This is a genomic window from Streptomyces sp. NPDC056296, assembly GCF_042268605.1.
Classification (GTDB): domain Bacteria; phylum Actinomycetota; class Actinomycetes; order Streptomycetales; family Streptomycetaceae; genus Streptomyces.
The window spans coordinates 54,787-77,909 of the sequence record NZ_JBHJRX010000046.1; the positions used below are offsets into that span (position 1 = coordinate 54,787).

Annotated in this window: 30 protein-coding genes; 11 read left to right on the plus strand and 19 right to left on the minus strand. The window is 71.0% G+C overall.

What is annotated here, in order from left to right; translation table 11 throughout:
* Nucleotides 1-3 precede the first annotated feature (3 nt).
* From ACFCZF_RS29520 to ACFCZF_RS29535, 4 genes are all read right to left on the minus strand, one after another.
* Complete coding sequence (locus ACFCZF_RS29520) at nucleotides 4-441, minus strand: Fur family transcriptional regulator (RefSeq protein WP_121747840.1); 438 nt, start codon at nucleotides 439-441, stop codon at nucleotides 4-6.
* Between the two features lie 32 nt (nucleotides 442-473).
* On the minus strand, nucleotides 474-1,049 hold the full coding sequence (locus ACFCZF_RS29525) for an FABP family protein (RefSeq protein ID WP_376674214.1): 576 nt from the start codon (nucleotides 1,047-1,049) through the stop codon (nucleotides 474-476).
* Nucleotides 1,050-1,231: 182 nt separating this feature from the next.
* Complete coding sequence (locus ACFCZF_RS29530) at nucleotides 1,232-1,525, minus strand: DUF397 domain-containing protein (RefSeq protein ID WP_376674215.1); 294 nt, start codon at nucleotides 1,523-1,525, stop codon at nucleotides 1,232-1,234.
* Nucleotides 1,507-2,349 carry a helix-turn-helix domain-containing protein gene (locus ACFCZF_RS29535; RefSeq protein ID WP_376674216.1) on the minus strand — a complete coding sequence of 281 codons (843 nt, stop codon included), beginning with the start codon at nucleotides 2,347-2,349 and terminating at the stop codon, nucleotides 1,507-1,509. The genes ACFCZF_RS29530 and ACFCZF_RS29535 overlap by 19 nt, the downstream gene beginning before the upstream one ends.
* A 174-nt stretch (nucleotides 2,350-2,523) precedes the next feature.
* Between ACFCZF_RS29535 and ACFCZF_RS29540 the strand changes: the two genes are divergently transcribed.
* Genes ACFCZF_RS29540 through ACFCZF_RS29550 form a run of 3 tightly spaced genes read left to right on the plus strand, consistent with a single transcriptional unit; the run spans nucleotide 2,524 to nucleotide 3,660 of the window.
* Nucleotides 2,524-2,931, plus strand: coding sequence for a hypothetical protein (locus ACFCZF_RS29540; protein ID WP_376674217.1), 408 nt, complete (start codon nucleotides 2,524-2,526; stop codon nucleotides 2,929-2,931).
* The gene (locus tag ACFCZF_RS29545) at nucleotides 2,928-3,269 is read left to right on the plus strand and encodes a hypothetical protein (protein WP_376674218.1); all 342 of its coding nucleotides are present in this window, start codon (nucleotides 2,928-2,930) and stop codon (nucleotides 3,267-3,269) included. Before ACFCZF_RS29540 ends, ACFCZF_RS29545 begins: the two co-directional genes overlap by 4 nt.
* A gap of 28 nt (nucleotides 3,270-3,297) precedes the next feature.
* Complete coding sequence (locus tag ACFCZF_RS29550) at nucleotides 3,298-3,660, plus strand: DsrE family protein (RefSeq protein ID WP_376674219.1); 363 nt, start codon at nucleotides 3,298-3,300, stop codon at nucleotides 3,658-3,660.
* A gap of 393 nt (nucleotides 3,661-4,053) precedes the next feature.
* Here ACFCZF_RS29550 and ACFCZF_RS29555 read toward each other — a convergent pair whose 3' ends face one another.
* Entirely contained in the window at nucleotides 4,054-4,818 is a 765-nt protein-coding gene (locus tag ACFCZF_RS29555; protein ID WP_376674220.1) for a glucose 1-dehydrogenase, read from the minus strand.
* A 68-nt stretch (nucleotides 4,819-4,886) separates the two neighbouring features.
* The gene (locus ACFCZF_RS29560) at nucleotides 4,887-5,672 is read right to left on the minus strand and encodes an SDR family NAD(P)-dependent oxidoreductase (RefSeq protein ID WP_376674221.1); all 786 of its coding nucleotides are present in this window, start codon (nucleotides 5,670-5,672) and stop codon (nucleotides 4,887-4,889) included.
* 161 nt (nucleotides 5,673-5,833) lie between these two features.
* Between ACFCZF_RS29560 and ACFCZF_RS29565 the strand changes: the two genes are divergently transcribed.
* Complete coding sequence (locus ACFCZF_RS29565) at nucleotides 5,834-6,508, plus strand: TetR family transcriptional regulator (protein WP_376674222.1); 675 nt, start codon at nucleotides 5,834-5,836, stop codon at nucleotides 6,506-6,508.
* 14 nt (nucleotides 6,509-6,522) lie between these two features.
* On the opposite strand, the gene ACFCZF_RS29570 is transcribed toward ACFCZF_RS29565, so the two are convergent.
* The 8 genes from ACFCZF_RS29570 to ACFCZF_RS29605 all read right to left on the minus strand — a co-directional run bounded on the left by ACFCZF_RS29570 (nucleotide 6,523) and on the right by ACFCZF_RS29605 (nucleotide 12,226).
* Nucleotides 6,523-6,798, minus strand: coding sequence for a DUF3099 domain-containing protein (locus ACFCZF_RS29570; protein ID WP_376674223.1), 276 nt, complete (start codon nucleotides 6,796-6,798; stop codon nucleotides 6,523-6,525).
* A gap of 125 nt (nucleotides 6,799-6,923) precedes the next feature.
* Entirely contained in the window at nucleotides 6,924-7,211 is a 288-nt protein-coding gene (locus ACFCZF_RS29575; RefSeq protein ID WP_121747762.1) for a DUF1416 domain-containing protein, read from the minus strand.
* Nucleotides 7,212-7,242: 31 nt separating this feature from the next.
* Nucleotides 7,243-8,088 (minus strand): sulfurtransferase, encoded by an 846-nt coding sequence (locus ACFCZF_RS29580; protein ID WP_375912533.1) that lies wholly within the window; start codon nucleotides 8,086-8,088, stop codon nucleotides 7,243-7,245.
* Between the two features lie 126 nt (nucleotides 8,089-8,214).
* A complete protein-coding gene (locus tag ACFCZF_RS29585; RefSeq protein ID WP_350310325.1) occupies nucleotides 8,215-8,295 on the minus strand; it encodes a putative leader peptide in 81 nt (26 codons plus the stop codon).
* Nucleotides 8,296-8,475: 180 nt separating this feature from the next.
* Complete coding sequence (locus ACFCZF_RS29590) at nucleotides 8,476-9,213, minus strand: DUF2993 domain-containing protein (RefSeq protein ID WP_376674224.1); 738 nt, start codon at nucleotides 9,211-9,213, stop codon at nucleotides 8,476-8,478.
* Nucleotides 9,214-9,692: 479 nt separating this feature from the next.
* A complete protein-coding gene (locus ACFCZF_RS29595; RefSeq protein ID WP_376674225.1) occupies nucleotides 9,693-11,030 on the minus strand; it encodes a hypothetical protein in 1,338 nt (445 codons plus the stop codon).
* A 3-nt stretch (nucleotides 11,031-11,033) separates the two neighbouring features.
* A complete protein-coding gene (locus ACFCZF_RS29600; RefSeq protein WP_053133327.1) occupies nucleotides 11,034-11,288 on the minus strand; it encodes a MoaD/ThiS family protein in 255 nt (84 codons plus the stop codon).
* Nucleotides 11,289-11,350: 62 nt separating this feature from the next.
* A complete protein-coding gene (locus ACFCZF_RS29605) occupies nucleotides 11,351-12,226 on the minus strand; it encodes an alpha/beta hydrolase (RefSeq protein WP_376674226.1) in 876 nt (291 codons plus the stop codon).
* Nucleotides 12,227-12,472: 246 nt separating this feature from the next.
* Here ACFCZF_RS29605 and ACFCZF_RS29610 point away from each other — a divergent pair, with 246 nt between their 5' ends.
* The 5 genes from ACFCZF_RS29610 (at nucleotide 12,473) to ACFCZF_RS29630 (ending at nucleotide 17,658) form a co-directional block, all read left to right on the plus strand.
* Nucleotides 12,473-13,234, plus strand: coding sequence for a winged-helix domain-containing protein (locus tag ACFCZF_RS29610; protein WP_376674227.1), 762 nt, complete (start codon nucleotides 12,473-12,475; stop codon nucleotides 13,232-13,234).
* Nucleotides 13,235-13,276: 42 nt separating this feature from the next.
* Entirely contained in the window at nucleotides 13,277-14,299 is a 1,023-nt protein-coding gene (locus tag ACFCZF_RS29615; protein WP_376674228.1) for a LacI family DNA-binding transcriptional regulator, read from the plus strand.
* A 100-nt stretch (nucleotides 14,300-14,399) separates the two neighbouring features.
* Nucleotides 14,400-15,461, plus strand: coding sequence for a S1C family serine protease (locus ACFCZF_RS29620; RefSeq protein WP_376674229.1), 1,062 nt, complete (start codon nucleotides 14,400-14,402; stop codon nucleotides 15,459-15,461).
* Nucleotides 15,462-15,565: 104 nt separating this feature from the next.
* On the plus strand, nucleotides 15,566-16,204 hold the full coding sequence (locus tag ACFCZF_RS29625) for a response regulator transcription factor (protein ID WP_376674230.1): 639 nt from the start codon (nucleotides 15,566-15,568) through the stop codon (nucleotides 16,202-16,204).
* Entirely contained in the window at nucleotides 16,201-17,658 is a 1,458-nt protein-coding gene (locus ACFCZF_RS29630) for a sensor histidine kinase (protein WP_376674231.1), read from the plus strand. The genes ACFCZF_RS29625 and ACFCZF_RS29630 overlap by 4 nt, the downstream gene beginning before the upstream one ends.
* On the opposite strand, the gene ACFCZF_RS29635 is transcribed toward ACFCZF_RS29630, so the two are convergent.
* The 4 genes from ACFCZF_RS29635 to ACFCZF_RS29650 all read right to left on the minus strand — a co-directional run bounded on the left by ACFCZF_RS29635 (nucleotide 17,649) and on the right by ACFCZF_RS29650 (nucleotide 19,441).
* On the minus strand, nucleotides 17,649-18,047 hold the full coding sequence (locus ACFCZF_RS29635) for a hypothetical protein (RefSeq protein ID WP_376674232.1): 399 nt from the start codon (nucleotides 18,045-18,047) through the stop codon (nucleotides 17,649-17,651). The genes ACFCZF_RS29630 and ACFCZF_RS29635 overlap by 10 nt on opposite strands.
* Nucleotides 18,044-18,331 (minus strand): hypothetical protein, encoded by a 288-nt coding sequence (locus tag ACFCZF_RS29640; protein ID WP_376674233.1) that lies wholly within the window; start codon nucleotides 18,329-18,331, stop codon nucleotides 18,044-18,046. Before ACFCZF_RS29640 ends, ACFCZF_RS29635 begins: the two co-directional genes overlap by 4 nt.
* 88 nt (nucleotides 18,332-18,419) lie before the next feature.
* Complete coding sequence (locus tag ACFCZF_RS29645) at nucleotides 18,420-18,617, minus strand: DUF397 domain-containing protein (protein WP_376674234.1); 198 nt, start codon at nucleotides 18,615-18,617, stop codon at nucleotides 18,420-18,422.
* A complete protein-coding gene (locus ACFCZF_RS29650) occupies nucleotides 18,614-19,441 on the minus strand; it encodes a helix-turn-helix domain-containing protein (protein ID WP_376674235.1) in 828 nt (275 codons plus the stop codon). Before ACFCZF_RS29650 ends, ACFCZF_RS29645 begins: the two co-directional genes overlap by 4 nt.
* A gap of 126 nt (nucleotides 19,442-19,567) precedes the next feature.
* Here ACFCZF_RS29650 and ACFCZF_RS29655 point away from each other — a divergent pair, with 126 nt between their 5' ends.
* On the plus strand, nucleotides 19,568-19,867 hold the full coding sequence (locus ACFCZF_RS29655; protein ID WP_375912562.1) for a hypothetical protein: 300 nt from the start codon (nucleotides 19,568-19,570) through the stop codon (nucleotides 19,865-19,867).
* Between the two features lie 87 nt (nucleotides 19,868-19,954).
* Here the strand turns inward: ACFCZF_RS29655 and ACFCZF_RS29660 are convergent, their stop codons facing one another.
* A complete protein-coding gene (locus ACFCZF_RS29660; protein ID WP_376674236.1) occupies nucleotides 19,955-21,793 on the minus strand; it encodes a bifunctional metallophosphatase/5'-nucleotidase in 1,839 nt (612 codons plus the stop codon).
* Between the two features lie 182 nt (nucleotides 21,794-21,975).
* Here ACFCZF_RS29660 and mshD point away from each other — a divergent pair, with 182 nt between their 5' ends.
* Nucleotides 21,976-22,905, plus strand: coding sequence for a mycothiol synthase (mshD, locus tag ACFCZF_RS29665; protein WP_376674237.1), 930 nt, complete (start codon nucleotides 21,976-21,978; stop codon nucleotides 22,903-22,905).
* Nucleotides 22,906-23,123: the final 218 nt, after the last annotated feature.

Consider the following 23,123-nt stretch of genomic DNA (forward strand, 5'->3'; position numbering starts at 1 on the left):
AGCCTACGACTCGGTAGTTGAACCCTTCAGGGAACAGTCCTTGCAGCGGCCGAAGATCGCGAAATGCTTCAGATCGGTGTCGAAGCCGAACTGCTCCCGCAGCTTGGCGGTGAACTCGGCGGCCACCGACAGATCGGCCTCGATCACGTTGGTGCAGTCCCGGCAGACCAGGTGGATGTGGTGGTGCCGGTCGGCCAGATGGTAGGTGGGCGCACCGTGCCCCAGGTGGGCGTGCGAGACCAGCCCCAGCTCCTCCAGGAGCTCCAGCGTGCGGTAGACGGTGGAAATGTTGACCCCCGACGCCGTCTTCCTCACTTCGCCGAGGATGTCGTCGGGGGTCGCGTGCTCAAGGGTGTCCACGGCTTCGAGGACCAGCTGCCGCTGCGGGGTCAGCCGGTAGCCGCGCTGCCTGAGGTCGCTCTTCCAGTCGGTGCTCACCACACCCACGAGTCTAGGGTGTGTCGGCCGCGGGCCTACTTGAAGAAGGCGATCCCGTCGTCGGGCATGTCATCGGGCAGGGCCTTGGCCCAGCGCTCGACGTCCTCCGGGGTGACGACCTTCTTCAGGTGCGCCGACATGTAGGGGCGCAGCTCGACCTCGGGGGTCTGCTTCTCGCCCACCCACATCAGGTCGCTCTTGACGTAGCCGTACAGCCGCTTGCCGCCGGTGTAGGGCCGCGAGGCCGCCGTGCGGGCCACCGCGTCCGTGACCAGGTCGATCTGGGGCTTCTGGTCGGCCAGCTCGCCGTACCAGATCTCGATGACGCCGTCGTCGCGGGTCATCGTGACCTCGACCCTGCGGTTCGCGTCGATGCGCCAGAAGCCGTGCTCGGACTCCAGCGGGCTGACCTTGTTCCCGTCCTGGTCCAGGACCCAGGTGTGGGACCGGTACTCCAGGAAGTCCCGGCCGTCGTGGCTGAAGGAGACCTCCTGGCCGAAGTTGCACTTCTCGGCGCCCGGGAAGTCGTGCACGCCCGCGCCCGCCCAGTCGCCCAGCAGGAAGGCGAGGGGGACGAGGCTCTTGTGGAGGTCGGACGGGATCTCGATCATGAGCGGAACGTACTTCCTGGCGTGGGCGTCGGAGGGGGTCAGCGCTGGCCCTGGTACAGCTTCTTCACGGTCAGACCGGCGAAGGCGAGGACGCCGACGCAGACCAGGACCAGCAGGGCTTCGAAGAAGATCTCCACGGGGTGCTCCTTGAGCGGGGGGCATACGACAGGGCCGCCCCCAGCTTACGCGGCCCCTCCGGCCGCTTCCCGTCGGACTCCGCCCACGAAGGCGTCCCACGCGGGCGCGGTGAAGAGGAGCGCTCCGCGGGAGGGGTCCTTGCTGTCCCGGACGGGGACGAGGGAGGGGAGATTGGGGGCGACCTCGACGCACTCGCCGCCGCTCGCGTTGCTGTAGCTGCTCCTGCGCCAGTCGGCGGCGCGGAGGAGGTCGTCGGAGACCTCGACGCAGTCCCCGCCGCTCGTGTTGCTGTAGCTGCTCTTACGCCAAGAGACGGCGCTCAGATCGATGGCTCGCACGGCGCTTCCTCCAACGTCCGCAGGATGAATTCGCGCGACTCGGCCGGTGACAGCGCCAAGTCCCGCATCGCATCGTACCTACGTTGCAGCAGCTCAACTGAGCCGTTTTCCTCCACGAGTTCGCCGCGCAGATCGTTCTCGGTGTAGGCGACCACGCGGCCGCTCGGCAGCCGCAGGAACATCACGGTGGTGTTCGTCAGCCCATGCCGCCCCGCACGGAACGGCAGCACCTGGAGGGTGATGCTCGGGCGCCCGGCCATCTCGGCCAAGTGGGCCAACTGCTCTCGCCATGCCCCCATGTCGCGCAGCCACGTGCGCAGCACCGTCTCGGAGAGAATGGCGCGAAACGGCGGTGGGGTCTCCCCTTCCAGTAGTTGTCGACGGCCGAGACGCGCCTCCACCTGCTGCTCCAGTTCAGCGCCCTTGAGCCAGCCCCCGGCCAGCGCCTCGCGCGCGTACCCGGCGGTCTGGAGCAGGCCCGGCGGTGCGCTCACCGCGTAGTGCCACAGGCTGATCGCCTCGGCCTCAAGGATCATGTACCGGCGGTACTGCTCGCGGAACTGCGTGGGATCGGCCACCGCCAGTTCCCACAGCGTGAGCAGCATTCCGCCCGTGCCGTAGTACTGGTCCAGCGCCTCCACGATCTCCGGGCCGCCCAGCGTGTGGCCGTTCTCCATCTTTCCGAACTGGGACGCGTCCCAGCCCACCACTTCCGCCACGCCCCGCAGGGACGCTCCCCGCCCCTGCCTGAGCAGCCGCAGCTCCTCCGCGAACCGCGCCCTCGGTTCCTGACTGCGACCCGTGATCGCCCTCCGCTGCGGCACCGCGCCCCTCCCGGCTGTGGAATTTGTGGAATTTGAGCCGCCCGCTGTGGAACTTGGCGCCGTTCCGGGCGTATCCGTCTCCGCGCTGGGTCATCCTCGTAATCAGCCCAGGAATACGCAGAGTAGTGCAACTGGCGCATTCCGTATATATGTTGGCGTAAGGGAGCGAACCAGATGAGATCGGAACCGGCTGCCCACGAGCCCGGGACGCCGCTCTACGACCCCGCCGCCGGTCAGGTCGGCGAGTACCGGGGCCCTGCCGGACCCCACGCGATGCTGCGCCCCCTCGGCGGTGGCCGCGAGTGGCCGGCGGACCCGGCGGCGCTGCGTCCGGCCACGGACGAGGAGCGGCTGAGCGCCCGGCTGCGCGCGGCCAACGACCGCACACGGGCGGCGGCGGGAGTGTGCGGGCCACCCGACCCCGACGACCTGAGCCGCCCGCCCCGGCCGCGTCCGGACTGCGCGGAGTGCGCGGAACTGGCCAGGAGCCGGGACGACGCCCGGGCGGCGTACGACCGCAGCGCGGAGACGGACGCCAACGTGCTGCTGCGGCAGCACCAGCGAAGGGAGCACCGCACATGAGGCGCGGCGAGGGCCTGCCGTACGAGGAGTGCGCGCGGCAGCAGCGGCTCCGCCCGGCGGCACGCGACCGGGCGCCCCTGTCTCCGGGCTACGCACTCCCGCCGTTCCACCCCGGACTGGCCGGCATGTACGGGGCGCCCGCACCAGCGCCAGCGCCAGCACCCGCACCCGCACCCGCACCCGCACCCGCACCCGCACCCGCACCCGATGAAGGCGGCACCCCGCGCCCGCCCTCCCCGCAGCGACGCGCCCGAAAGGTCGACGGCGCCGTCGTGAGCGGCGTGCTCACCGCTCTCTGCGTCGCGACGCTTCTGGTGACGATCGCCGTCGCCCTCTGATGCCGTCCGTGCGGGCTACGCTTCCGGCATGGCGAAGAAGCTCGTGATCAAGGTGACGGCGGGGGCCGATGCTCCCGAGCGGTGTTCGCAGGCGTTCACGGTGGCGGCGGTGGCCGTGGCCAGTGGGGTCGACGTGTCACTGTGGCTGACCGGGGAGTCCTCCTGGTTCGCGGTGCCGGGACGCGCCGCCGAGTTCGAGCTGCCGCACGCCGCGCCGCTGCCCGACCTGCTGGACTCGATCCTGGCGGGCGGCCGGGTGACCCTGTGCACGCAGTGCGCGGCCCGCCGCGACCTCACCGAGAAGGACGTCATCCAAGGCGTACGCATCGCGGGGGCGCAGGTGTTCGTACAGGAGGCGCTGGGCGACGACACCCAGACGCTCGTCTACTGAGTTCTCTCCTGAAAACCGTGAACAACTGACGGAGAAGTGTCACCGAGGCGCTCAAATGAGCGCCCCGATGACAGTGGGGAGTGAAGTGCTCACGCTTTTGGGGTGGATGGCCCCAGACCCGCTCCGCAGTACCGCCGCCAGAACGTCGCCGGATTCCACCGTGTCCGCGCCTCGCACGGCGTATGCCGGCCTGTCGTACGGCGCCGGCCAACCGTCCGCTCCACCGGTGCTCCCAAGCGTCCGCGGTTGCGGCGGTCGCCGTGGCCAGCGGTGTCGACGTCTCCCTGTTGCTGACCGGCGAGTCCTCCTAGCTCGCGCTGCCGGGCCGGGCGACGCAGGCGCTGGTCCACTGACCGGCAGGGCCGGTTCCGGCACCGGTACCGGAACCGGCGCTCACTGCCCCATGACGTACGCGACGGTCGGTCCGGTGGTCCAGCCGCCGTCCACCGCGAGTTCGGCGCCGGTGACGTAGGACGCGGCGTCCGAGAGCAGGAAGACGACCGCGCCGGCGATCTCGTGGGGTTCGCCGACCCGGCCCATGGGCGTGTTCGGGTACTTGCCCTCGCCCTGCTCGATGCCGACGGCCGCTGTCATCGGGGTGTACGTCATCCCCGGGTGCACGGAGTTCACCCGGATGCGGGCGGTGCCCAGCTCCACGGCACCGATCTTCGTCAGCCCCCGTACGCCCCACTTGGAGGCGCCGTACCCGGCCGTGAGGGCGAGGCCCATCAGGCCCGCCGCGGACGAGATGTTGACGATCGAGCCGCCACCGGCCTCCTTCAACGCGGGGATCACGGTCTTCATGCCGATGAAGACGCCCGTGAGGTTGATGTCGAGCACCTTCCTGAAGTGCTCGACGGACTCCGACTCCAGCGGCGTGCCGGTCGAGATGCCCGCGTTGTTCACCAGGCCGTGCAGCGCCCCGAACTCGGTGACGGCGAAGTCGGCGACCCGCCGCCAGTCCTCCTCGGAGGTCACGTCGTGGTGCAGGAAACGGGCGTGGTCGCCGAGTTCGCGGGCCGTGGCCTCGCCCTCGTCGTCCAGGACGTCGGTGATCAGGACGTGTGCCCCGGCGGCGACGGCCTGACGGGCCGCCTCCGCGCCGAGGCCGCGGGCACCGCCGGTGATGATCAGGTTCTTGCCGGACAGGTCGTGCATCGTGTGCTCCTTACAGGGGACCAGGGGTGATGTCGGAGGTGACGTCGGCGGTGACATCGGCGGTGACGTCAGAAGTGGGTGCCGCCGTCGATCCGGATCTCGGTGCCTGTGATGAACCGGCCGTCCTCGGAGCCCAGCATCGCGACGACCGACGCCACCGTCTCCGGGCCGGCGAATCCCTGCCCGAGGGCGGGTGAGAGCTTCGCGAAGAGGCGCATGTCGGCGTCCTCGGGCAGCCCGGGGCCGATGCTCTGCCCGCTGGCCCCGCTGCCGTCGGTCATGCCGGAGGAGATGGACCCCGGCTGCACGGCGGTGAACCGGATGCCGCGCCCCGCGTACTCACTGGCCAGGGCGTGGGTCATGGACTGGATGCCGCCCTTGCTCGCCGCGTAGGCCGCCATGTACGGGTGCGCGAACGCCGCCGAGGTCGAGCTGAAGTTGACGACGGCCGCGTCCCGGCCCTCCAGAAGCGCCGGGATCGACTCGCGGATCACCAGGAACGTGCCGACGAGGTTCACCGTCACGACGCGAGTGAACTCCGGGAGGCTGGTGTCCTCGGTGTGCGACGAACGCAGGATGCCGGCCGCGTTGACAAGGACGTCCAGCCCGCCCAGTGCGTCCGTCGCGGCCTTGACGCCCTCGCGTACCGAGGTCTCGTCGGCGATGTCGACGACGCGGGTGGTGAGCCGGTCCGCGTGGGCCGCCGCCTTCCGCGCGGTGTCCTTCAGGCCGGGCTCGCTGACGTCCGCGGCCACCACGGTGCCGCCCTCCGCGAGGACGCGCAGCACAGTGGCCTGGCCTATGCCCGAGCCCCCGCCGGTGACCAGGACGCGACGGCCTTCGTAGCGGTTCATGTGTGCTCCAACCCGCCCGTCACCGGCTGCCGGCCGGGCCTTTTCGGCGCCTGTGCTCTTCCGCCGGGCGCCTCGATACGGCTTCACGGTACGCCTAGATGGCACGGTTTGCCACTACGTCACGACATGCCAGTGTCGGTCGCGGGTCGTACGCTTCTGGGGTGAGCACCGAGCCGCCCCCGTCCCTGACCGAGCGCCGCAAGGCCGCCACCCAGCTCGACATCGCGCATGCGGCGGCCGAACTCTTCGCCACCCAGGGCCCGCACGCCACGACGGCGGAGGAGATCGCCCGGCGCGCCGGGGTGGCGCTGCGCACCTTCTACCGGTACTTCCGCTCCAAGCAGGACGCGGTCGGCCCCCTGCTGACGGACGGCGCCGACCGCTGGCGGGGGCTGCTGGAGAGCATGGAGCCGGGCACCCCGCTCGGCCCGGCGCTGCGGACCGCCGTCGAGCAGGCCCTGGCGGTTCCGGACGCCCAGGCCGCGGAGGCGCTGCTGCGTACGCGCGGGCTGCTGCGGGCCGGCGCGGACGATCCCGCGCTGCGAGCCGTGTGGTACCGGGTGAACCAGGAGTCCGAGGAACGGCTGGTCCCGGTCATCGCGCGCCTGACACGCCCGACGGACGGCGGCGCCGATCCGCTCGAGGTGCGTCTGGTGGCCGCCGCCGCCACCGACGCCATCCGGATCGCGCTGGAGACCTGGGCCGGCACCGAGGCGGGCGCCGAGGGCCCCGGCTCCCCCGCCGACCTGGCGGTGCGCTGCCTGGAACGCCTGGCCGGAGGCCTGGACAGGACCTGGGGCGGGCGCAGGAAGGACCCGAGGGAGGGCTCAGGGTAGGACTTCAAGGGGTCTCAGGGCCGGTCCTGGTGGCGCGGGCCCTTCCTGCCGTCCAGTTCGTCCCACCACTCGTCGGACTTCGGGTCGCCGGAGGGGTCGTCCCACCAGCGGTCGTCGGGGCCGCGGCGGTTGGCGACCATCGCGGCGAGCGGGGGGATGACCATGGCGACCACGCACATGCCGACGGCCGCGGGGACCGACCAGAGGCGGACGACGCCCCAGGCCAGGACGAACAGCGCGATGCAGATGCCCATCATCACGAAGTAGCTGTGCCGCCGCCGTGCGTACATACGTCCAGGGTAGGTCCGGACGTGACGTCCGGACACGCCGAAGGGCCGCACCCCGGGCGTCCAACCCGTGGGGTGCGGCCCTTCGGCCGTCGCTTGCCGCTGCCGCTGCCGCGTGCCGCGTGCCGTCAGACGGCGATCGCGACCTCCGCCAGTCCGCCCTGCTGGGCGACGACCGTGCGGTCGGCGCTGGCGCCCGGGACGAGCGCCCGTACGGTCCAGGTGCCCTCGGCCGCGTAGAAGCGGAACTGGCCCGTCGCGGAGGTCGGGACCTCCGCCGTGAACTCTCCGGTGGAGTCCAGCAGACGGACGTAGCCCGTCACCGGCTCGCCGTCGCGGGTCACGTGACCCTGGATCGTGGTCTCACCGGGCTTGATCGTCGAGGCGTCGGGGCCGCCGGCCTTCGCACCGCACATGTCGTACTCCTGAGGGGTTGAGGGGGCGGACTTACTTGTTGGCGCCGAGCTCGATCGGCACGCCGACGAGGGAGCCGTACTCGGTCCAGGAGCCGTCGTAGTTCTTGACGTTCTCGACGCCCAGCAGCTCGTGCAGGACGAACCAGGTCAGGGCCGAGCGCTCACCGATGCGGCAGTAGGCAATGGTGTCCTTGGCCAGGTCGACCTGCTCGTCGGTGTAGAGCTGCTTGAGCTCGTCGTCCGACTTGAAGGTGCCGTCGTCGTTGGCGTTCTTCGACCACGGGATGTTGCGGGCGGACGGGACGTGGCCCGGGCGCTGCGACTGCTCCTGGGGGAGGTGGGCCGGGGCGAGCAGCTTGCCGGAGAACTCGTCGGGCGACCGGACGTCGACCAGGTTCTGCGCGCCGATCGCCTTGACGACGTCGTCGCGGAAGGCGCGGATCGCGGTGTTCTGCGGCTTGGCCTTGTAGTCGGTGGCCGGGCGCTCGGGCACCTCGTTGCCGTCGACCAGCTCGCGGGCGTCCAGCTCCCACTTCTTGCGGCCGCCGTCGAGGAGCTTGACGTTCTCGTGGCCGTAGAGCTTGAAGTACCAGTAGGCGTAGGACGCGAACCAGTTGTTGTTGCCGCCGTAGAGGACCACCAGCGTGTCGTTGGCGATGCCCTTCGCGGAGAGGAGCTTCTCGAAGCCCTCCTGGTCGACGAAGTCGCGGCGGACCGGGTCCTGGAGGTCCTGGGTCCAGTCGATCCGGATCGCGTTCTTGATGTGGTTCTTCTCGTAGGCGGACGTGTCCTCGTCCACCTCGACGATCGCGATGCTGGGGTCGTCCAGGTGGTCCTGCACCCAGTCGGCGTCGACCAGGACGTCGCTGCGGCTCATGTTTTCTCCTCCGGGCAGTTGCGGCGGGCGTGCGGTGCGAGGGTGCGCGCGCTCGGGCCGTGCGGCGGCGCGCGGATGCCCAGGGCAGGGCGGGTGAGGGGGAAGGACGGCGGCGTCGCCGTCCGCTCAGAAGGTGCGACAGAGCATGGCGGCAACGCGGCACAGGTCCACTGCCCGCCGCTTCGTGAGATCCGCCTGGCGCTTCATAGTCCCGATCGTAGGGACGGATACCGGGCCATGTCACCGGCGTGTCGCATCATGAGACGGGATCGTCCGCTATGCGGGATCGATCAGGGGGCGGGGACTTCGCCGCACGCTCCCCGGGCCGGGGTGCTCGCCGTCGCATCTACGTTACGGACGACGGCGTCTCGCCTGTCGGACGCACGCTTACCCGGCCAGCTCGACGTTCGAACCCTTCACCGTGATCTCGACGCCGTCCTCCGCCGCCTCGACCTTGTCCAGCTCGATGCCGCCCGGCAGTTCGTCGATGGTCTGCTGGAAGTCGGTGATGGCCCGGATGCGGGACTCGGCGAGCTGCTTGCCGCCGATCTCCGGCAGGCCGTCGGCGACGACCTCCACGTCGTTGTCCTTGACCGTGACCGAGCTCAGCACCTCGACCGGCTCGGGCACCTCGACACCGAGCACCGTGGCCTGGAGCGACACCTTGATCTTGCCGTTGCCGCCGTCGGAGAGGCCGACGACCTTGGCGGTGATGCCGGGCGCGATGTCCGTGGGCTCGGACTTGGTGGCCTTCATCAGCTCGTCGTAGCCGACGGTCGCGGTGCCGGTGGCGGTGGCCGCGGTGGCGGAGCTGTAGTCGCCGGAGAACTCGACGCCCTTCATGTTCGCGCGCAGGTGGTCGATACGGATCTTCTCGCCGCCGTTGCCGGTGGACGCCTCGTAGTCGTCGATGCCGATCTCGACGTCGTCCAGCTCGCCGCCGGCGACCTGGGTGAGGAAGGGGAAGCCGTTGATGGAGACGTCGGGTGTCGAGGGCAGGTTCTCGGCGCTCCGCAGCTTGTCCGCCGCCTCGTCCTCGGCGAAGTTGACCGCCACACGGTCCGCGATCACGAAGAGCCCGCCCAGGATCACGACGACGATCAGCAGTATTCGCAGTGCACGCATGCGGTGTTCCCCAACCCTGGGCGGTCAACGACGGCGGTCCCCGACGACCGGCGGCCGTCCAGCGCGAGGGTAACGCGGCCGGGCGGGGGCGCCGGGGTTTTGTCGATCACCTGTGACAGGGGGACGGGGGCGGTGCTCAGGCCTGCGCGGGGGCGGTGCGGGGGCCGGTGCGCAGGCCGACGCGGGGCCCGGTGCGCAGGCCGATGCAGGGACCGGTGCGCAGGCCGGTGCGCGGGGCCGATGTGCAGGCCGACGCGGGGCCCGGCGCGGGGGCCGATGTGCAGGCCGACGCGGGGCCCGGCGCGGGGGCCGATGTGCAGGCCGACGCGGGGCCCGGCGCGGGGGCCGGTGCGCAGGCCGATGCAGGGACCGGTGCGCGGGGCCGATGCGCAGGCCGGTGCTGGGGCCGGTGCGGAGGGAAACGTCCGGCCCCGGAGGACGCCGTCCGAGCCGGAGGCACCCGGCACGGGGGAGGCGGATCAGGCGAGGGCCCTGCCGAGCACGTACACCGCCGGTGCCGCCGCGGCGAGCGGCAGGGCCACGCCCGCTGTGAAGTGGACGAACCGGGAGGGGTAGTCGTAGGCCGCCACCCGGTGGCCGATCAGCGCGCACACCGCCGCGCCCGCCCCGAGCAGCGCCCCGGACGTCCCGAAGTCCGTCATCGAGCCGACCGCGATCCCCGCACCGGCCGCCGCGAGCAGCGCGACGACCACGGACGCCTGTGTCGGCAGCGGCAGCGCACGCGCCACGACGGCCACGGCCACCGCGATCGCGCCGACCGTCACCGCGTCCGCGTCGGCGGCGAGGTATCCGCCCGCGACGATCGCCAGGGCCGCCGCGGCGACGGTCGCGATCAGGCCGTACATCCGCTCGTCGGGGTCGGCGTGCGAACGCAGTTGCAGTACGAGGGACAGCAGCACCCACACCCCGAGCGTGCCGATGATCGCCGCCGGGGAGCGGTCCGACACCAGCATCGCCGCGTCGGCGGCGAGCGCGCCCGCGAAGCCCAGCGCGATGCCCTGCCGGGCGGGCCACATGCCGTTCAGGCGGAACCAGCCCGCCGCGGTGACGGCCTGGAGGGCGACGAGCGGGACGAGGAGCGCGTACGTACCGAGCGCCGCCCCGCCCGCCAGCAGCAGCCCGAGCAGCGCCGTGAGCCCGGCCGGCTGCATACCCGGGTCGATGATCGGCGAACGCCCCTCGGCGCGGGCGCGCTGCGCGTCGGTGACCCGCGTGTTCCCGGCGAGGGTCGAGGGGCCGTAACCGGGCGCGTCGGAGGAGGAGGCGGAGGAGGGGGCGGGGTCAGCGACAGCGGTAGGGGGAGGAGCGGGGGCCTGGGCGGCGGGTTCGTACGGCTGGGGATGGGGATGGGGCTGGGGGTGAGGTTGGGCCTGGGGGGCGTACGCCTGCGGCTGTGACGGGTACGGCTGCGGCTGTGACGGGTACGGCTGCGGCTGCGGCGTGTAGGGATCGGTCGTTCCGTACGACGTGCCCGTCGGCTCCTGGTACCCGTTCGGGGCCTGCGGCGGCAGGTACGCCGTCTCCTCCGCGGAGACCGGCGGCTGCACGCTGGTCTCCCAGGTCTGCCCCTGCCACTGCTGCGTGTACTGGCCGGCGTTCGGGTCCTCGTAACCCTCGTAACCCTGCCCGCCCTGGTACGCCTGTTGCCTCTGGGGCTGTTGGTGCGCGGGCCACGCCTGGGCGTCGTACTCAGACTGCCCCTGCTGCCCCCGCTGCCCCTGCTGCCACCCGTCGTGTCCCTCGTACGGCTGATTCTGCCCGTACTGCTGATGCGGCTGATGCGGCTGGTTGGTCATCGCTCACCCTCCCGCGAACGGCGGGAGGACCTCGACCGTGCCGCCGTCGGCCAGCCGTACCGTCTCGTGCCCGCGCGTGCCCACGGGGTCGCCGTCGACGAGGAACGAGCAGCGCAGCAGTACGCGCGTGAGTTCGCCGGGGTGCCGCTCGCGCACCGCGCCGAGCGCGTCGGCGAGCGTGGCCGCCTCGTACGGCTCCTCGGCCACTCCTGCCGCGGCCTTCGCGGCGGCCCAGTAGCGCACCGTGACCTTTGCCATCTGGATCCTTCGTCGCCGGTGCCGATCGGCGTCCGTGTCGATCGGCGGTGAACACCGTCAGGCTAGCCCGCCCGGGACACGGCCCAGTCGCCGATCCGGCGCAGCAGGGCGTCGTCCGACGCGTGCTCGGCGTGGCCCATACCGGGCTCCAGCCAGAGTTCGCCGTGGTCACCGGCCGCCTCGGCCAGCATCCGGGGGTGGTCGACGGGAAAATAACCGTCCCGGTCGCCGTGCACGACGAGAAGGGGCGTCGGCGCGATCCGCGGCACCGCCTCCACCGGCGACAGCGGCACCGGGTCCCAGTCCCGGTGATGGATACGGGTGCGCATGCCGTAGCGGCCCACCAGGCGCCCGGCGGGCCGCATCACCAGCCAGTGCAGCCGGCGCATGGGCGCCGTACCCCGGTAGTACCAGCGGGCGGGGGCGCTCACCGACGCAACGGCGTCCGTGCGGGCGTCACTGCCGCCGCCTTCGCCATCACCGTCACCGTCGCCGCCGTACAGCGCGGCGTGCCGCAGCACCACCGAGCCGCCCATCGAGAAGCCGACGGTGACCACGCGTGCGTGCCCGAAGCCGCGCGCCCAGGTGACCGCCGCCGCCAGGTCGAGCACCTCGCGGTCACCGACGGTGGAACGTCCGCCGGAGGCGCCGTGGCCCCGGAAGGAGAAGGTGACCACCGCGCCGTAGTGCCCGAACGCCTCCGCGATCCGCCGTACGTGGGGCCGGTCGGCGTCGCCGGTGAAGCCGTGCGCGACGACGAACACCAGGTCAGAGGCGTCACGACCGCCCACGCCCGGCTCGTACACGGCGTCGATCCGGACCCCGTCGGACGCGCGCAGGAAGGTGCGCGAGGGCCTGCGGCGCGGCGTCCCCCGGGACGTCTCGGGATGCGGACGGTCGGTGGAACGCGCCACATGACCTGCCGGTCGGTTGCTCATGTCGGCTATTCTGCTGGGCAGAGGACTCGGGCAACGTAGCCCCCGGGTCCTTTTGTGCTTCCGGGAGCGCCGCCGGGCAGTCGTCGGGCGTTCACCTCCCGGACCCGCAGCGGGCCCCACGGGCACGGGATCCGCACCTGTACGAAGCAGTGCCGTAAACGTCCTCGCAGGGACCGAGGAGGAACCAGACGTTATGGGCGAGCGAACCGTGCACGACCGTAGGACGACCCAGGCAGGTGGGGCGCGATGAGTTCTCTGCTGCTCCTGACCAACGCCCTCCAGCCGTCGACGGAGGTGCTTCCCGCCCTCGGCCTGCTGCTGCACAACGTCCGTGTCGCGCCGGCGGAGGGCCCCGCCCTCGTCGACACCCCCGGCGCCGACGTCATCCTCGTCGACGGACGCCGTGATCTACCCCAGGTCCGCAGCCTGTGCCAGCTGCTGCGCTCCACCGGGCTCAGCTGTCCACTCGTCCTCGTCGTCACCGAGGGCGGCCTCGCCGCCGTCACCGCCGACTGGGGCATCGACGACGTGCTGCTGGACACCGCCGGCCCGGCCGAGGTCGAGGCCCGGCTGCGGCTGGCCATGGGCCGCCAGCAGATCGTCGGCGACGACTCCCCCATGGAGATCCGCAACGGCGACCTGTCCGTGGACGAGGCGACGTACTCCGCCAAGCTCAAGGGCCGGATCCTGGACCTGACCTTCAAGGAGTTCGAGCTGCTCAAGTACCTCGCCCAGCACCCGGGGCGGGTCTTCACCCGCGCCCAGCTGCTCCAGGAGGTCTGGGGCTACGACTACTTCGGCGGCACCCGCACGGTCGACGTGCACGTACGGCGGCTGCGCGCCAAACTCGGCCCCGAGCACGAGTCGCTGATCGGCACCGTCCGCAACGTCGGCTACCGCTTCGTCACCCCGGAGAAGCCCGAGAAGGGGGAGCGCGCGGAGGACGCCAGGGCGAAGGCCGGGGCCCGGCCGGACACCGTGGGGGAAGCGACGTCAACCAAGGTGTGATACGCCCTGCCCAGGGCGGATCCATCCGCGTAGACTCCGCGCGTGGCCAAGGTGACTCGGGATGATGTGGCGCGACTGGCGGGGACTTCCACCGCCGTCGTCAGCTATGTCATCAACAACGGACCCCGGCCGGTCGCCCCGGCCACGCGCGAGCGTGTCCTCGCCGCGATCAAGGAACTGGGGTACCGGCCGGACCGGGTCGCCCAGGCGATGGCGTCGCGGCGCACGGACCTCATAGGCCTGATCGTGCCGGACGCGCGCCAGCCCTTCTTCGCGGAGATGGCGCACGCGGTCGAGTGGGCCGCCGCCGAGCGCGGAAAAATGGTTCTCGTCGGCAACTCCGACTACGCCGGCGAGCGCGAGGCGCACTACCTGCGCGCGTTCCTCGGGATGCGCGTCTCGGGCCTCATCCTGGTCAGCCACGCCCTGAACGACCTGGCCGCCGCCGAGATCGAGGCCTGGGACGCCCGGGTCGTCCTGATGCACGAGCGCCCCGAGGCCATCGACGACGTCGCCGTCGTCACCGACGACCTGGACGGCGCCCAGCTCGCCGTACGCCACCTGCTGGAGCACGGGTACGAGTACGTCGCCTGTATGGGCGGCACCGCCGAGACCCCGTCCGTCGGCGACCCGGTCTCCGACCACGTCGAGGGCTGGCGGCGCGCGATGAAGGAGGCCGGGCTCTCCACCGAGGGCCGGCTCTTCGAGGCGCCGTACAACCGCTACGACGCGTACCGCGTGGGGCTGGATCTCCTCTCCGGGCCACAGCGCCCGCCCGCGATCTTCTGCTCCACCGACGACCAGGCGATCGGCCTGCTGCGCGCGGCCCGTGAGCTGCGCATCGACGTCCCCGGTGAGCTGGCGGTGGCCGGCTTCGACGACATCAAGGAAGCCGACCTGGCGGACCCGCCGCTGACGACGGTCGCCTCGGACCGGTCGGCGATGGCGCGGGAGGCGGTGGACCTCGTCCTGGACGACGGTCTGCGCGTGGCGGGCTCGCGGCGGGAGCGGCTGAAGGTCTTCCCGTCGCGGCTGGTGGTCCGGCAGTCCTGCGGCTGCGAGTAGCAACTTCGCCGCACGGCTTCGGCTTTATATCGGGCATACGAGGTTCTGCCGGGCTTCTCAGGCAGCACTCAGGCCGCTCTCATCCGGGGGCGGGAAGCTCATGAACATGACCGAGAGCCTCCGCCGCAACGGCGAGTACGAGCACGCGCAAGAGAACCCGTACGAGAATCCGTACCAGGGCGCCCAGCAGCACGCCTCCTCTCCCGTCAACCCCGAGTGGCCGCCCCCGCCGGCCCAGCCGCCCGCCGACTCCTTCCCGGACGGACAGCCCGAGCAGCCGCACAAGAAGCGCGCGTCCCGTCGTCGCGGCCCCGTCGCCCTGCTCGCGGCCGTGGCGATCGTCGCGGCGGCCGTCGGCGGCGGCACCGCGTACGGCATCCAGGAGCTGACCGGCGGCGACACCGTCGCCTCCAGCGCCACCAGCACCAGCGTGGTGCCCACCGGCCAGAAGGGCACGGTCGCCGGGGTGGCCAAGTCGGTCAGCCCGAGCATCGTCGAGATCAGCGCCACCTCGAACGCCGGTTCCTCCACCGGTTCCGGCGTGATCATCACCGGTGACGGCGAGATCATCACCAACAACCACGTCGTCTCCGGCGCCTCGTCCGTCAAGGTCACGACCAGCGACGGCAAGCAGTACAGCGCCCAGGTCGTCGGCACCGACAGCAGCAAGGACCTGGCGCTGATAAAGCTGGAGAACGCCTCGGGCCTGCAGGCCGCGACCCTCGGCGACTCCGACGGCCTGAAGGTCGGCCAGCAGGTCGTGGCGATCGGCTCCCCGGAGGGCCTGACCGGCACCGTGACCAGCGGCATCGTCTCCGCCCTGGACCGTGACGTGACCGTCTCGACCGACGAGGGCCGGCAGCAACAGCAGCAGCGCCAGGGGGGCGGCTGGCCGTTCGAGTTCGGTGGTCAGGAGTTCAACGGCGACACCGGCTCGTCCACGACGACGTACAAGGCGATCCAGACCGACGCGTCCCTGAACCCGGGCAACTCCGGCGGCGCGCTGATCGACATGAACGGCAACATCATCGGCATCAACTCGGCGATGTACTCGTCGGCCGAGTCCTCCGCCAGTGCGGGAAGCGTCGGCCTCGGCTTCGCCATCCCGATCAACACGGTGAAGGCCGACCTGCCCAAGCTGCGAGCGGGCGCCGACGGCTGAGCGGCGGCCCCGGGCCGATGCGAACATGCGACGCTGAAGACGTTGGCAGCCGTCACCCGACACGGCATCACACCGCATCCGAGAATGCCGAGGAATCCGAGCCCATGAGCCCCGCAGAAGGCGACCGCGACCGTGACACCCAGCGCATCCTGATCGTCGACGACGAGCCGGCGGTCCGCGAAGCCCTCCAGCGCAGCCTCGCCTTCGAGGGGTACGACACCGAGGTCGCCGTCGACGGCGCCGACGCCCTGGAGAAGGCGGCGGCGTACCGGCCCGACCTGGTCGTCCTCGACATCCAGATGCCCCGCATGGACGGCCTGACCGCCGCCCGGCGCATCCGCGGCGCGGGCGACCTGACCCCCATCCTGATGCTGACGGCCCGCGACACGGTCGGTGACCGGGTGACCGGCCTGGACGCCGGCGCCGACAACGACGACACCCTCACCTTCGCCGACCTGACCATGGACCTGGCGACGCGGGAGGTCGTGCGGGCCGGGCGCCCGGTGGAACTGACCCGCACCGAGTTCACCCTCCTCGAGATGTTCATGGCACACCCGCGCCAGGTCCTCACCCGGGAGCAGATCCTCAAGGCGGTCTGGGGCTTCGACTTCGAGCCGTCGTCCAACTCCCTCGACGTGTACGTCATGTACCTGCGCCGCAAGACCGAGGCGGCCGGCGAACCGCGCCTCGTCCACACGGTCCGCGGTGTCGGTTACGTGCTTCGGCAGGGCGGCGCGGAGTGAGAGGGCTGGTCCGCCGCGTCCGTGCCCTGCCCATCCGGGCCCGGCTGTCTTTGCTGGTGGCGGCGGCAGTGGCGTTCGCGGTGGCGGCGGTTTCGGTGACGTGCTGGTTGGTGGTCCGTAACCAGCTGTACAACCAGCTGGACGACCAGCTGCGCGGCGAACAGGTTTCCAGCCAGCTACTGCAGAGCATGCTGGCCAACTGCCGGTCGGCCAACCCGCAGGAGCTGCCCCAGGCGCCGAACGCCCCCATTGTCACGATCCTCTACTCGGACGGCTCCACCTGTGTCGATCCCGGCAGTGCGGAGATGCGTGTACAGGACGCGGACGTAGCCGTCGCCGACGGCCTGGCGGAGAACGCGCTGCACACCTCGAAGACCGCCGACGGCACCACGGTCCGCGTCTACACCCGACCGGTCTTCGACCGAGTCACCAAGCAGGTGCAGCCGGGTATCGCCGTCTCCGTCGCCAAGCCGGTGAGCGATGTAACCGAGCCGCTGTCCTCGCTGGTCTGGGTTCTCCTCCTCGTTTCCGGCGTCGGCGTCGTGGGTGCAGGCGCCGCCGGCCTCTGGGTGGCCCGGACCGGCCTGCGCCCCGTCGACGAACTGACCCGGGCCGTGGAACACGTGGCCCGCACCGAGGACCTCACCGTCCGCATCCCCGTGGAGGACGAAAGCGAGGACGAGATCGCCCGGCTCTCCCGCTCCTTCAACAGCATGACCTCGTCCCTGGCCAGCTCCCGTGACCTGCAACAGCAGCTCATCGCCGACGCCGGCCACGAACTCCGCACCCCGCTCACCTCCCTCCGCACCAACATCGAACTCCTCTCCCGCAGCGAGGAGACCGGCCGCCCGATCCCCGAGGCCGACCGCAAGGCACTCCTCGCCTCGGTCAAGGCCCAGATGACGGAGCTGGCCGCCCTGATCGGCGACCTCCAGGAACTCTCCCGCCCCGACACCGGCCAGCACGAGGGCCGCACCCGCATCCTCGCCTGGCACGACGTCGTCGAGTCGGCCCTGCGCCGCGCCCGCCTGCGCGGCCCCGAGCTGACCATCACGGCCGACGTACACCCCTGGTACGTACGGGCGGAACCGGCCGCGCTGGAACGCGCGGTCGTCAACATCCTCGACAACGCGGTGAAGTTCAGCCCGGAGTCCGGCACCGTCGACGTACGCCTCGCCGACGGCGTCCTCACCGTCCGCGACCACGGGCCCGGCATCCCCGCCGAAGAACTCCCCCACGTCTTCGACCGCTTCTGGCGCTCACCGAGCGCACGCGCCCTGCCCGGCTCGGGCCTCGGCCTGTCGATCGTGGCCCGGACGGTGCAGCAGGCGGGGGGCGCCGTGAGCCTGACTCCGGCCGAGAACGGTGGCGGCGGAACAGTGGCGACCGTACGGCTGCCGGGGGCGCCGGTACCGCCGCCGGAGACGGGGGCGGCCGGCGGGGGTCAGTGGTAGCCGAGCATGCCGGGGGAGTCGATGCCGACGGTCACGACGCCGGGCGGGTATGCGTCCTCGCGGTCCGTGAGGAGGATGGACATGCCCGTGAACTCGGGGCGTGGCAGCGCGCAGTACAAGGCGTGACAGGTGTCCGCGCCTCCGTACCCGTCGCGGATCATGGTCCCGACGGTGACCGACCCGGCCGTGTCCAGGTCGTCGACGACCACCGACGAGAAGGCCAGTACCCGTCCGCCCGCCCCCGCTTCCTCCGACTCCGCCTGCACGAGGCAGAGGGCGGGAATGCGGAGCAGATCGCCTGGCGTACGAGCCATGTTTCCGGCGAGCAGGTTCAGCGTCTTGTGGCCGTCCGCGAGGGCACGGGTCGCGCCGGTGTCCAGAATGATCACACGGCGGCGCCTCGGGCCATGCGGACCTTCTCGGCGGCGATCCGGTAGATGTTCCCGAGCACGTCGGGCGCCCGGTCGAATTCCTCGTCGCTGATCGCTACGCCGACGACGTCACGGACGACCTGCCGATCGGCCGCCACCCGCTCCGCGATCTGCTCCGCCGTCGGCTGCTCCGAGGCCAACTGCTCGACGAGCTGGCCGAGGGTCATGCCTCGCTCCTTGGCAACCTGCGCGAGGTGGTCACGGGCCTGGCGTGACACCTGAATGGTCGTGTTCTCTGCCATGACCCCACCATAGTCGCGCCACAGCCAGGAGGCCGCCGTCCGTCGCTTCCTTGACCCGAAGGTGCCTACGACCGCTCGCCCCGAGCGGCTACGCCTTCAGCCTGGCCACGAACGCCCCCCACGACATCGCCCCGAAGACCAGCACCCGCCCGTCCGGCACCTTGCTGTCGCGCACGGGGACGAGGCCGGGGTGACCGTCGGCGACCTCGACGCAGTTGTTGGCTCCCCCGTCGCTGTAGCTCGACTTGCGCCAAGCGGGGCTGTTGAGGTCCGGGGTGTGCTTCATGATCGGTGCTCCTCCAGTACGTCCCTGATGAACGTCAGCGAGTCCGACGGGGACAGCGCCAGATCCCGGAGCCGATCGTAGGACAAACGGTGGTGCAGGACATCGTCCGGATCATCCATCAGCAGACCGCTGCTGCCACCTTCCACGTAGGCCACGGACTTTCCGTCCTTCTGCCACAGCAGCGTCAGCGATCCCTTGCCCATGAGGTGATGGATACCTGCCGAGAACGGCAGCACTTGGAGGACGATGTTGGGTTCCCGCGCTGCCGCTTCCAAGTGCATCAACTGCCCCTCCCAGGTCGCCGCATCGGCCGAGGGACGGCGAATGGCGAGTTCGTCGATGACGAAACGAACGCTGGGCGCTGGGTTCTTGCGAAGCAGAAGCTGGCGTCCCAGGCGAGCGGCAACCTGTTCCTCGACCGCATCCCGCTCCTGATCCGTTGTCTGAGGCCCGGACAACACCTCCCGGGCGAAGCCCTCGGTCTGCAACAGCCCCGGGACGTTGGGCGTATAGACGTGGACGACTCGCGCCAACGCCTCCAGCCGCATGTACTCCTTGTACTTGTCCTTGAAGGCGTCGATCCGCGCCACCTTCCACAGGCTGACCAGCAGGTCACCGGCCCCGTAGTAGCCGTCGAGGTCTTCCATGACCGTCACCTTGGACAGCCGCTCGCCCGACTCCAGGCGGCTCAAGTAGCTCTTGTCGTAACCGGACTCGTCGGCCAACTGCCCCAGCGACTTGCCCTCCTTCTCCCGCAGGAAGCGCAGCGTCCGTCCCAGTACCGCGCGTCCCGACTCGCCCTGACCGTCAACGCGTTCGGCCACGTCATCCCTCCCTGTTGCCCGGGGGCGCGGGCAACGCCGACCCCCTTCCGCAGCGTACGCGCGGTCAGTGACGATCGAGGCACGAAACGTAATCGCCACTGGTCGTTGGTATCGAAGGGACAAGCCATGCCCACTCCTCCGCTCCGTCTCCTCCCCTGGACCACCCCCGAAGGCAAGCCCTGCTACCTGAGTACCGACAGCGGGCAGAGCCGGCTTTCACGGCTCGCCGATGACGTCGAGGCGGCCCAGGTGGACTCGGGGGAGGAGGTGCTCGCGGGGGCCAGGGCCGTGCTTGCCGACCGGAAGGCCGGGGAGCGGGCGGTGCGGTTCGCGTTGGTCAGGGCGACGGAGGCGCTCGCGGATCTGCTCCGCATCGCGGTCAGCCGGGGCGAACGGGTCACCGACGGTGGCAGTCAATTGCGGTGACACCTACCGGCCAACTATTCGCGCCGCGCCCATATGAGCGCGGCGCGAACATCACATGCCGATGTGTACTCGCTTCGGCAGGGTCGGCTACCGCACGACCGTGATGCGGTCGGCAGCCGGCGGGGTGATCGGGGCGGTCGCCGACGAGTTGGCCGTCAGGTACTGCTCCAGCGCCGTCAGGTCGTCCGTGCCGACCAGTTCGTTCGCGCCCTCGCCCAGCGTGGGGAAGCCGTCGCCGCCGCCCGCGAGGAAGCTGTTGGACGCGACGCGGTAGGTGGCGTTCTCGTCGATCGGCGAGCCGTTGAGGCGGATGGAGTCCGTGACCACGCGGTCCGCACCGGTCTTGGTCAGGTCCAGGGTGTAGGTGAGGCCGGACGAGACCTGGAGGATCTTCGGGGCCGCCTCGTTCGGGCCGCTCACCTGCTCCTTGAGGACCTGGATCAGCTGGGCACCCGTGTAGTCCTTGAGGTTCACCGTGTTGGCGAAGGGCTGGACGGTGAAGCCCTCGGCGTACGTCACCACACCGTCGCCCTCGGCGCCCGTGGCGGCGTAGGTCAGCGGGGCTCGGATGCCGCCGGGGTTCATCAGGGCCAGGTCGGTTTCCGGGTCCTGCGTCCTGCCGTAGGCCAGTTGCGCGTCGGCGATCAGGTCGCCGAGCGGGGACTCGGTGCCGTCCCGGTTGATGTCGCCGGAGATGTAGCCGATGGGGCGGTTGCCGATCGGGGCGGCGAGGGTGCTCCACCTGTCGATCAGGCGGGTCATGTCCGGTGCCTTCGGGACGTCCCGCGTGACGACGTGGTTCGCCGACTTCACGGCCGTACGGGCGATGTCCCCCGTCGCGCGGTCGTAGGTCAGCGTCGTGTCCGTGTACAGGCGGCCGAAGGACGCGGCCGACGTGACCATGCGGGGCTTGCCCGCCGGGTCGGGGATCGTGCAGACGTACGCCGCGTGGGTGTGGCCGGTGACCAGCGCGTCCACCTTGGGCGTGACGTTCTTGGCGATGTCGGCGATCGGTCCGGAGATGCCGTCGCCGGCGCCCGGGGAGTCGCAGTCGTAGTTGTAGGCGGACGAGGCCGGGAAGCCGCCCTCGTGGACCAGGGCGACGATCGACTTCACGCCCTGGCGCTGGAGCACCTTGGCGTACTTGTTGATCGTCTCGACCTCGTCCTTGAAGGAGAGGCCCTTCACGCCCTCCGCCGAGACGATGTCCGGGGTGCCCTCCAGGGTCACGCCGATGAAGCCGACCTTGACGCCCCTCTGCTTCCACACCCAGTAGGGCTTCAGGATGGGCTTGCCGGACTTCTCGTCGAGGACGTTCGCCGCCAGGTACGGGAAGTCGGCGCCCTTGAACTCCTTGTCCGTGTAGCAGCCCTCGGTGGGGTGGCAGCCGCCGTTCTGGAGGCGGCCGAGTTCGGTCGCGCCCTCGTCGAACTCGTGGTTGCCGACGCTCGTCACGTCCAGGTCGAGCTTGTTGAGCGCCTCGATGGTCGGCTCGTCGTGGAAGAGGCCGGAGAGAAGGGGGGACGCGCCGACCATGTCGCCGCCCGCGGCGGTGATGGAGTAGCGGTTGCCCTCGCGGGCCTCACGGAGATGCGTGGCGAGGTACTCGACGCCGCCCGCGTCGACCGTCTTCGTCGTGCCGTCCGGCTGGAGCTCGGTGACCCGGCCGGAGGAACCGGCCGGGGGCTCCAGGTTGCCGTGCAGGTCGTTGAAGGAGAGGAGCTGGACGTCCTGGTAGCGACCGTGACCATGGCCATGGTCGCGACCGTGACCGCCGTTGCCCCGGTGGTTCTCGCCCGCGGTCGCCGACGCCGGGAGCGCCGCGGCGGCGAGCGCGCCGGCGGTGACGACCGTGGCGGCTGCGGCGAGGAGACGGTTCGTACGGCGTCTGCGGCGCGGTTGGTGCGACTGTGCTGTGGCTGGCATGCGCCCCCCTGTGGGTGTGCGTGAAGCGAGCCGCTGAGGAGACGGCTCGTCGGCGCAGCAGCCTAGGGTCAACGCGCGTAGCGCGACAGGGGGTGACGGGTTACATCCTGGTGTACCTCCTCCGCCGGCCAACTCCCCCGACTGCCGCCGCTTTGCCGCACCCGCCCCTTACCCTCGTACGCATGACCAGCGACGACACCGTGCAGCCCGGCCGCCCCCGCTCGATCGAGACCCTCGCCGAACTCACCCCGGAGCAGACCGACGCCGTCCTCGCCCTGCTCACCGAGGCCGCCCGCAACGACGGACAGCAGGCCGTGTCCGAGCAGGGACGGCTGCAACTGCGCGGCCCCGCACGGGAGGGCATCGCGCACCTGCTGCTCACCGTGAACGGCGGCGAACTCGTCGGCTACGCCCAGCTGGAGGGCACCGACCCGATCGAGCCTCCGGCCGCCGAACTGGTCGTCCACCCCTCGCACCGGGGGCAGGGGCACGGGCGGGCGCTGGGTTCCGCGCTGCTCGCCGCCTCCGGCAAGCGGCTGCGGATCTGGGCGCACGGCGGCCACTCCGCCGCCCGGCATCTCGCGCAGGTGCTCGGGCTGACCCTGTTCCGCGAACTGCGCCAGATGCGGCGCCCGTTGGCCGACCTGGAGTTGCCGGACCCGCGTCTGCCGGAGGGCGTGACCGTCCGCACCTTCGTGCCGGGTCAGGACGACGCGGCGTGGCTCGCGGTGAACGCCGCCGCCTTCGCCCACCACCCGGAGCAGGGCTCCCTCACCCAGCGGGACCTCGACGACCGCGAGGCCGAGGCATGGTTCGACCCGGCGGGGTTCTTCCTGGCCGAGCGGGACGGTGAGCTGATCGGCTTCCACTGGACCAAGGTGCACGCCGAGGAGCGGCTCGGTGAGGTGTACGTCCTCGGCATCCGCCCCGACGTCCAGGGCGGCGGCCTGGGCAAGGCCCTGACCACCATCGGTCTGCGGCACCTGGCGGAACAGGGACTGCCCACGGCGATGCTGTACGTCGACGCCGACAACAAGGCGGCGGTGTCCGTCTACGAGCGCCTGGGCTTCGTCACCCACGAGACGGACCTGATGTACCGCACGGAGACCTGAGTTCCGGTCCTGGGGCCTGTCGTTGCGGGGCCGGTCGTCCTGAGGCCTGCCATCCTGAGGCCTGCCGTCCTGGGTCCTGTCGTTCGGATCACGCCGGCGTCGCGGGGCGACACCCCCTAGGCCCAATGCCGTTCGGTTAGGGGTTCGATCGGCAGTGCAACTTGCGGCGTTTCGGCTGGTGATATGGGTGCAGCCCTTGTAGTGGTTCTCGGGTCCGC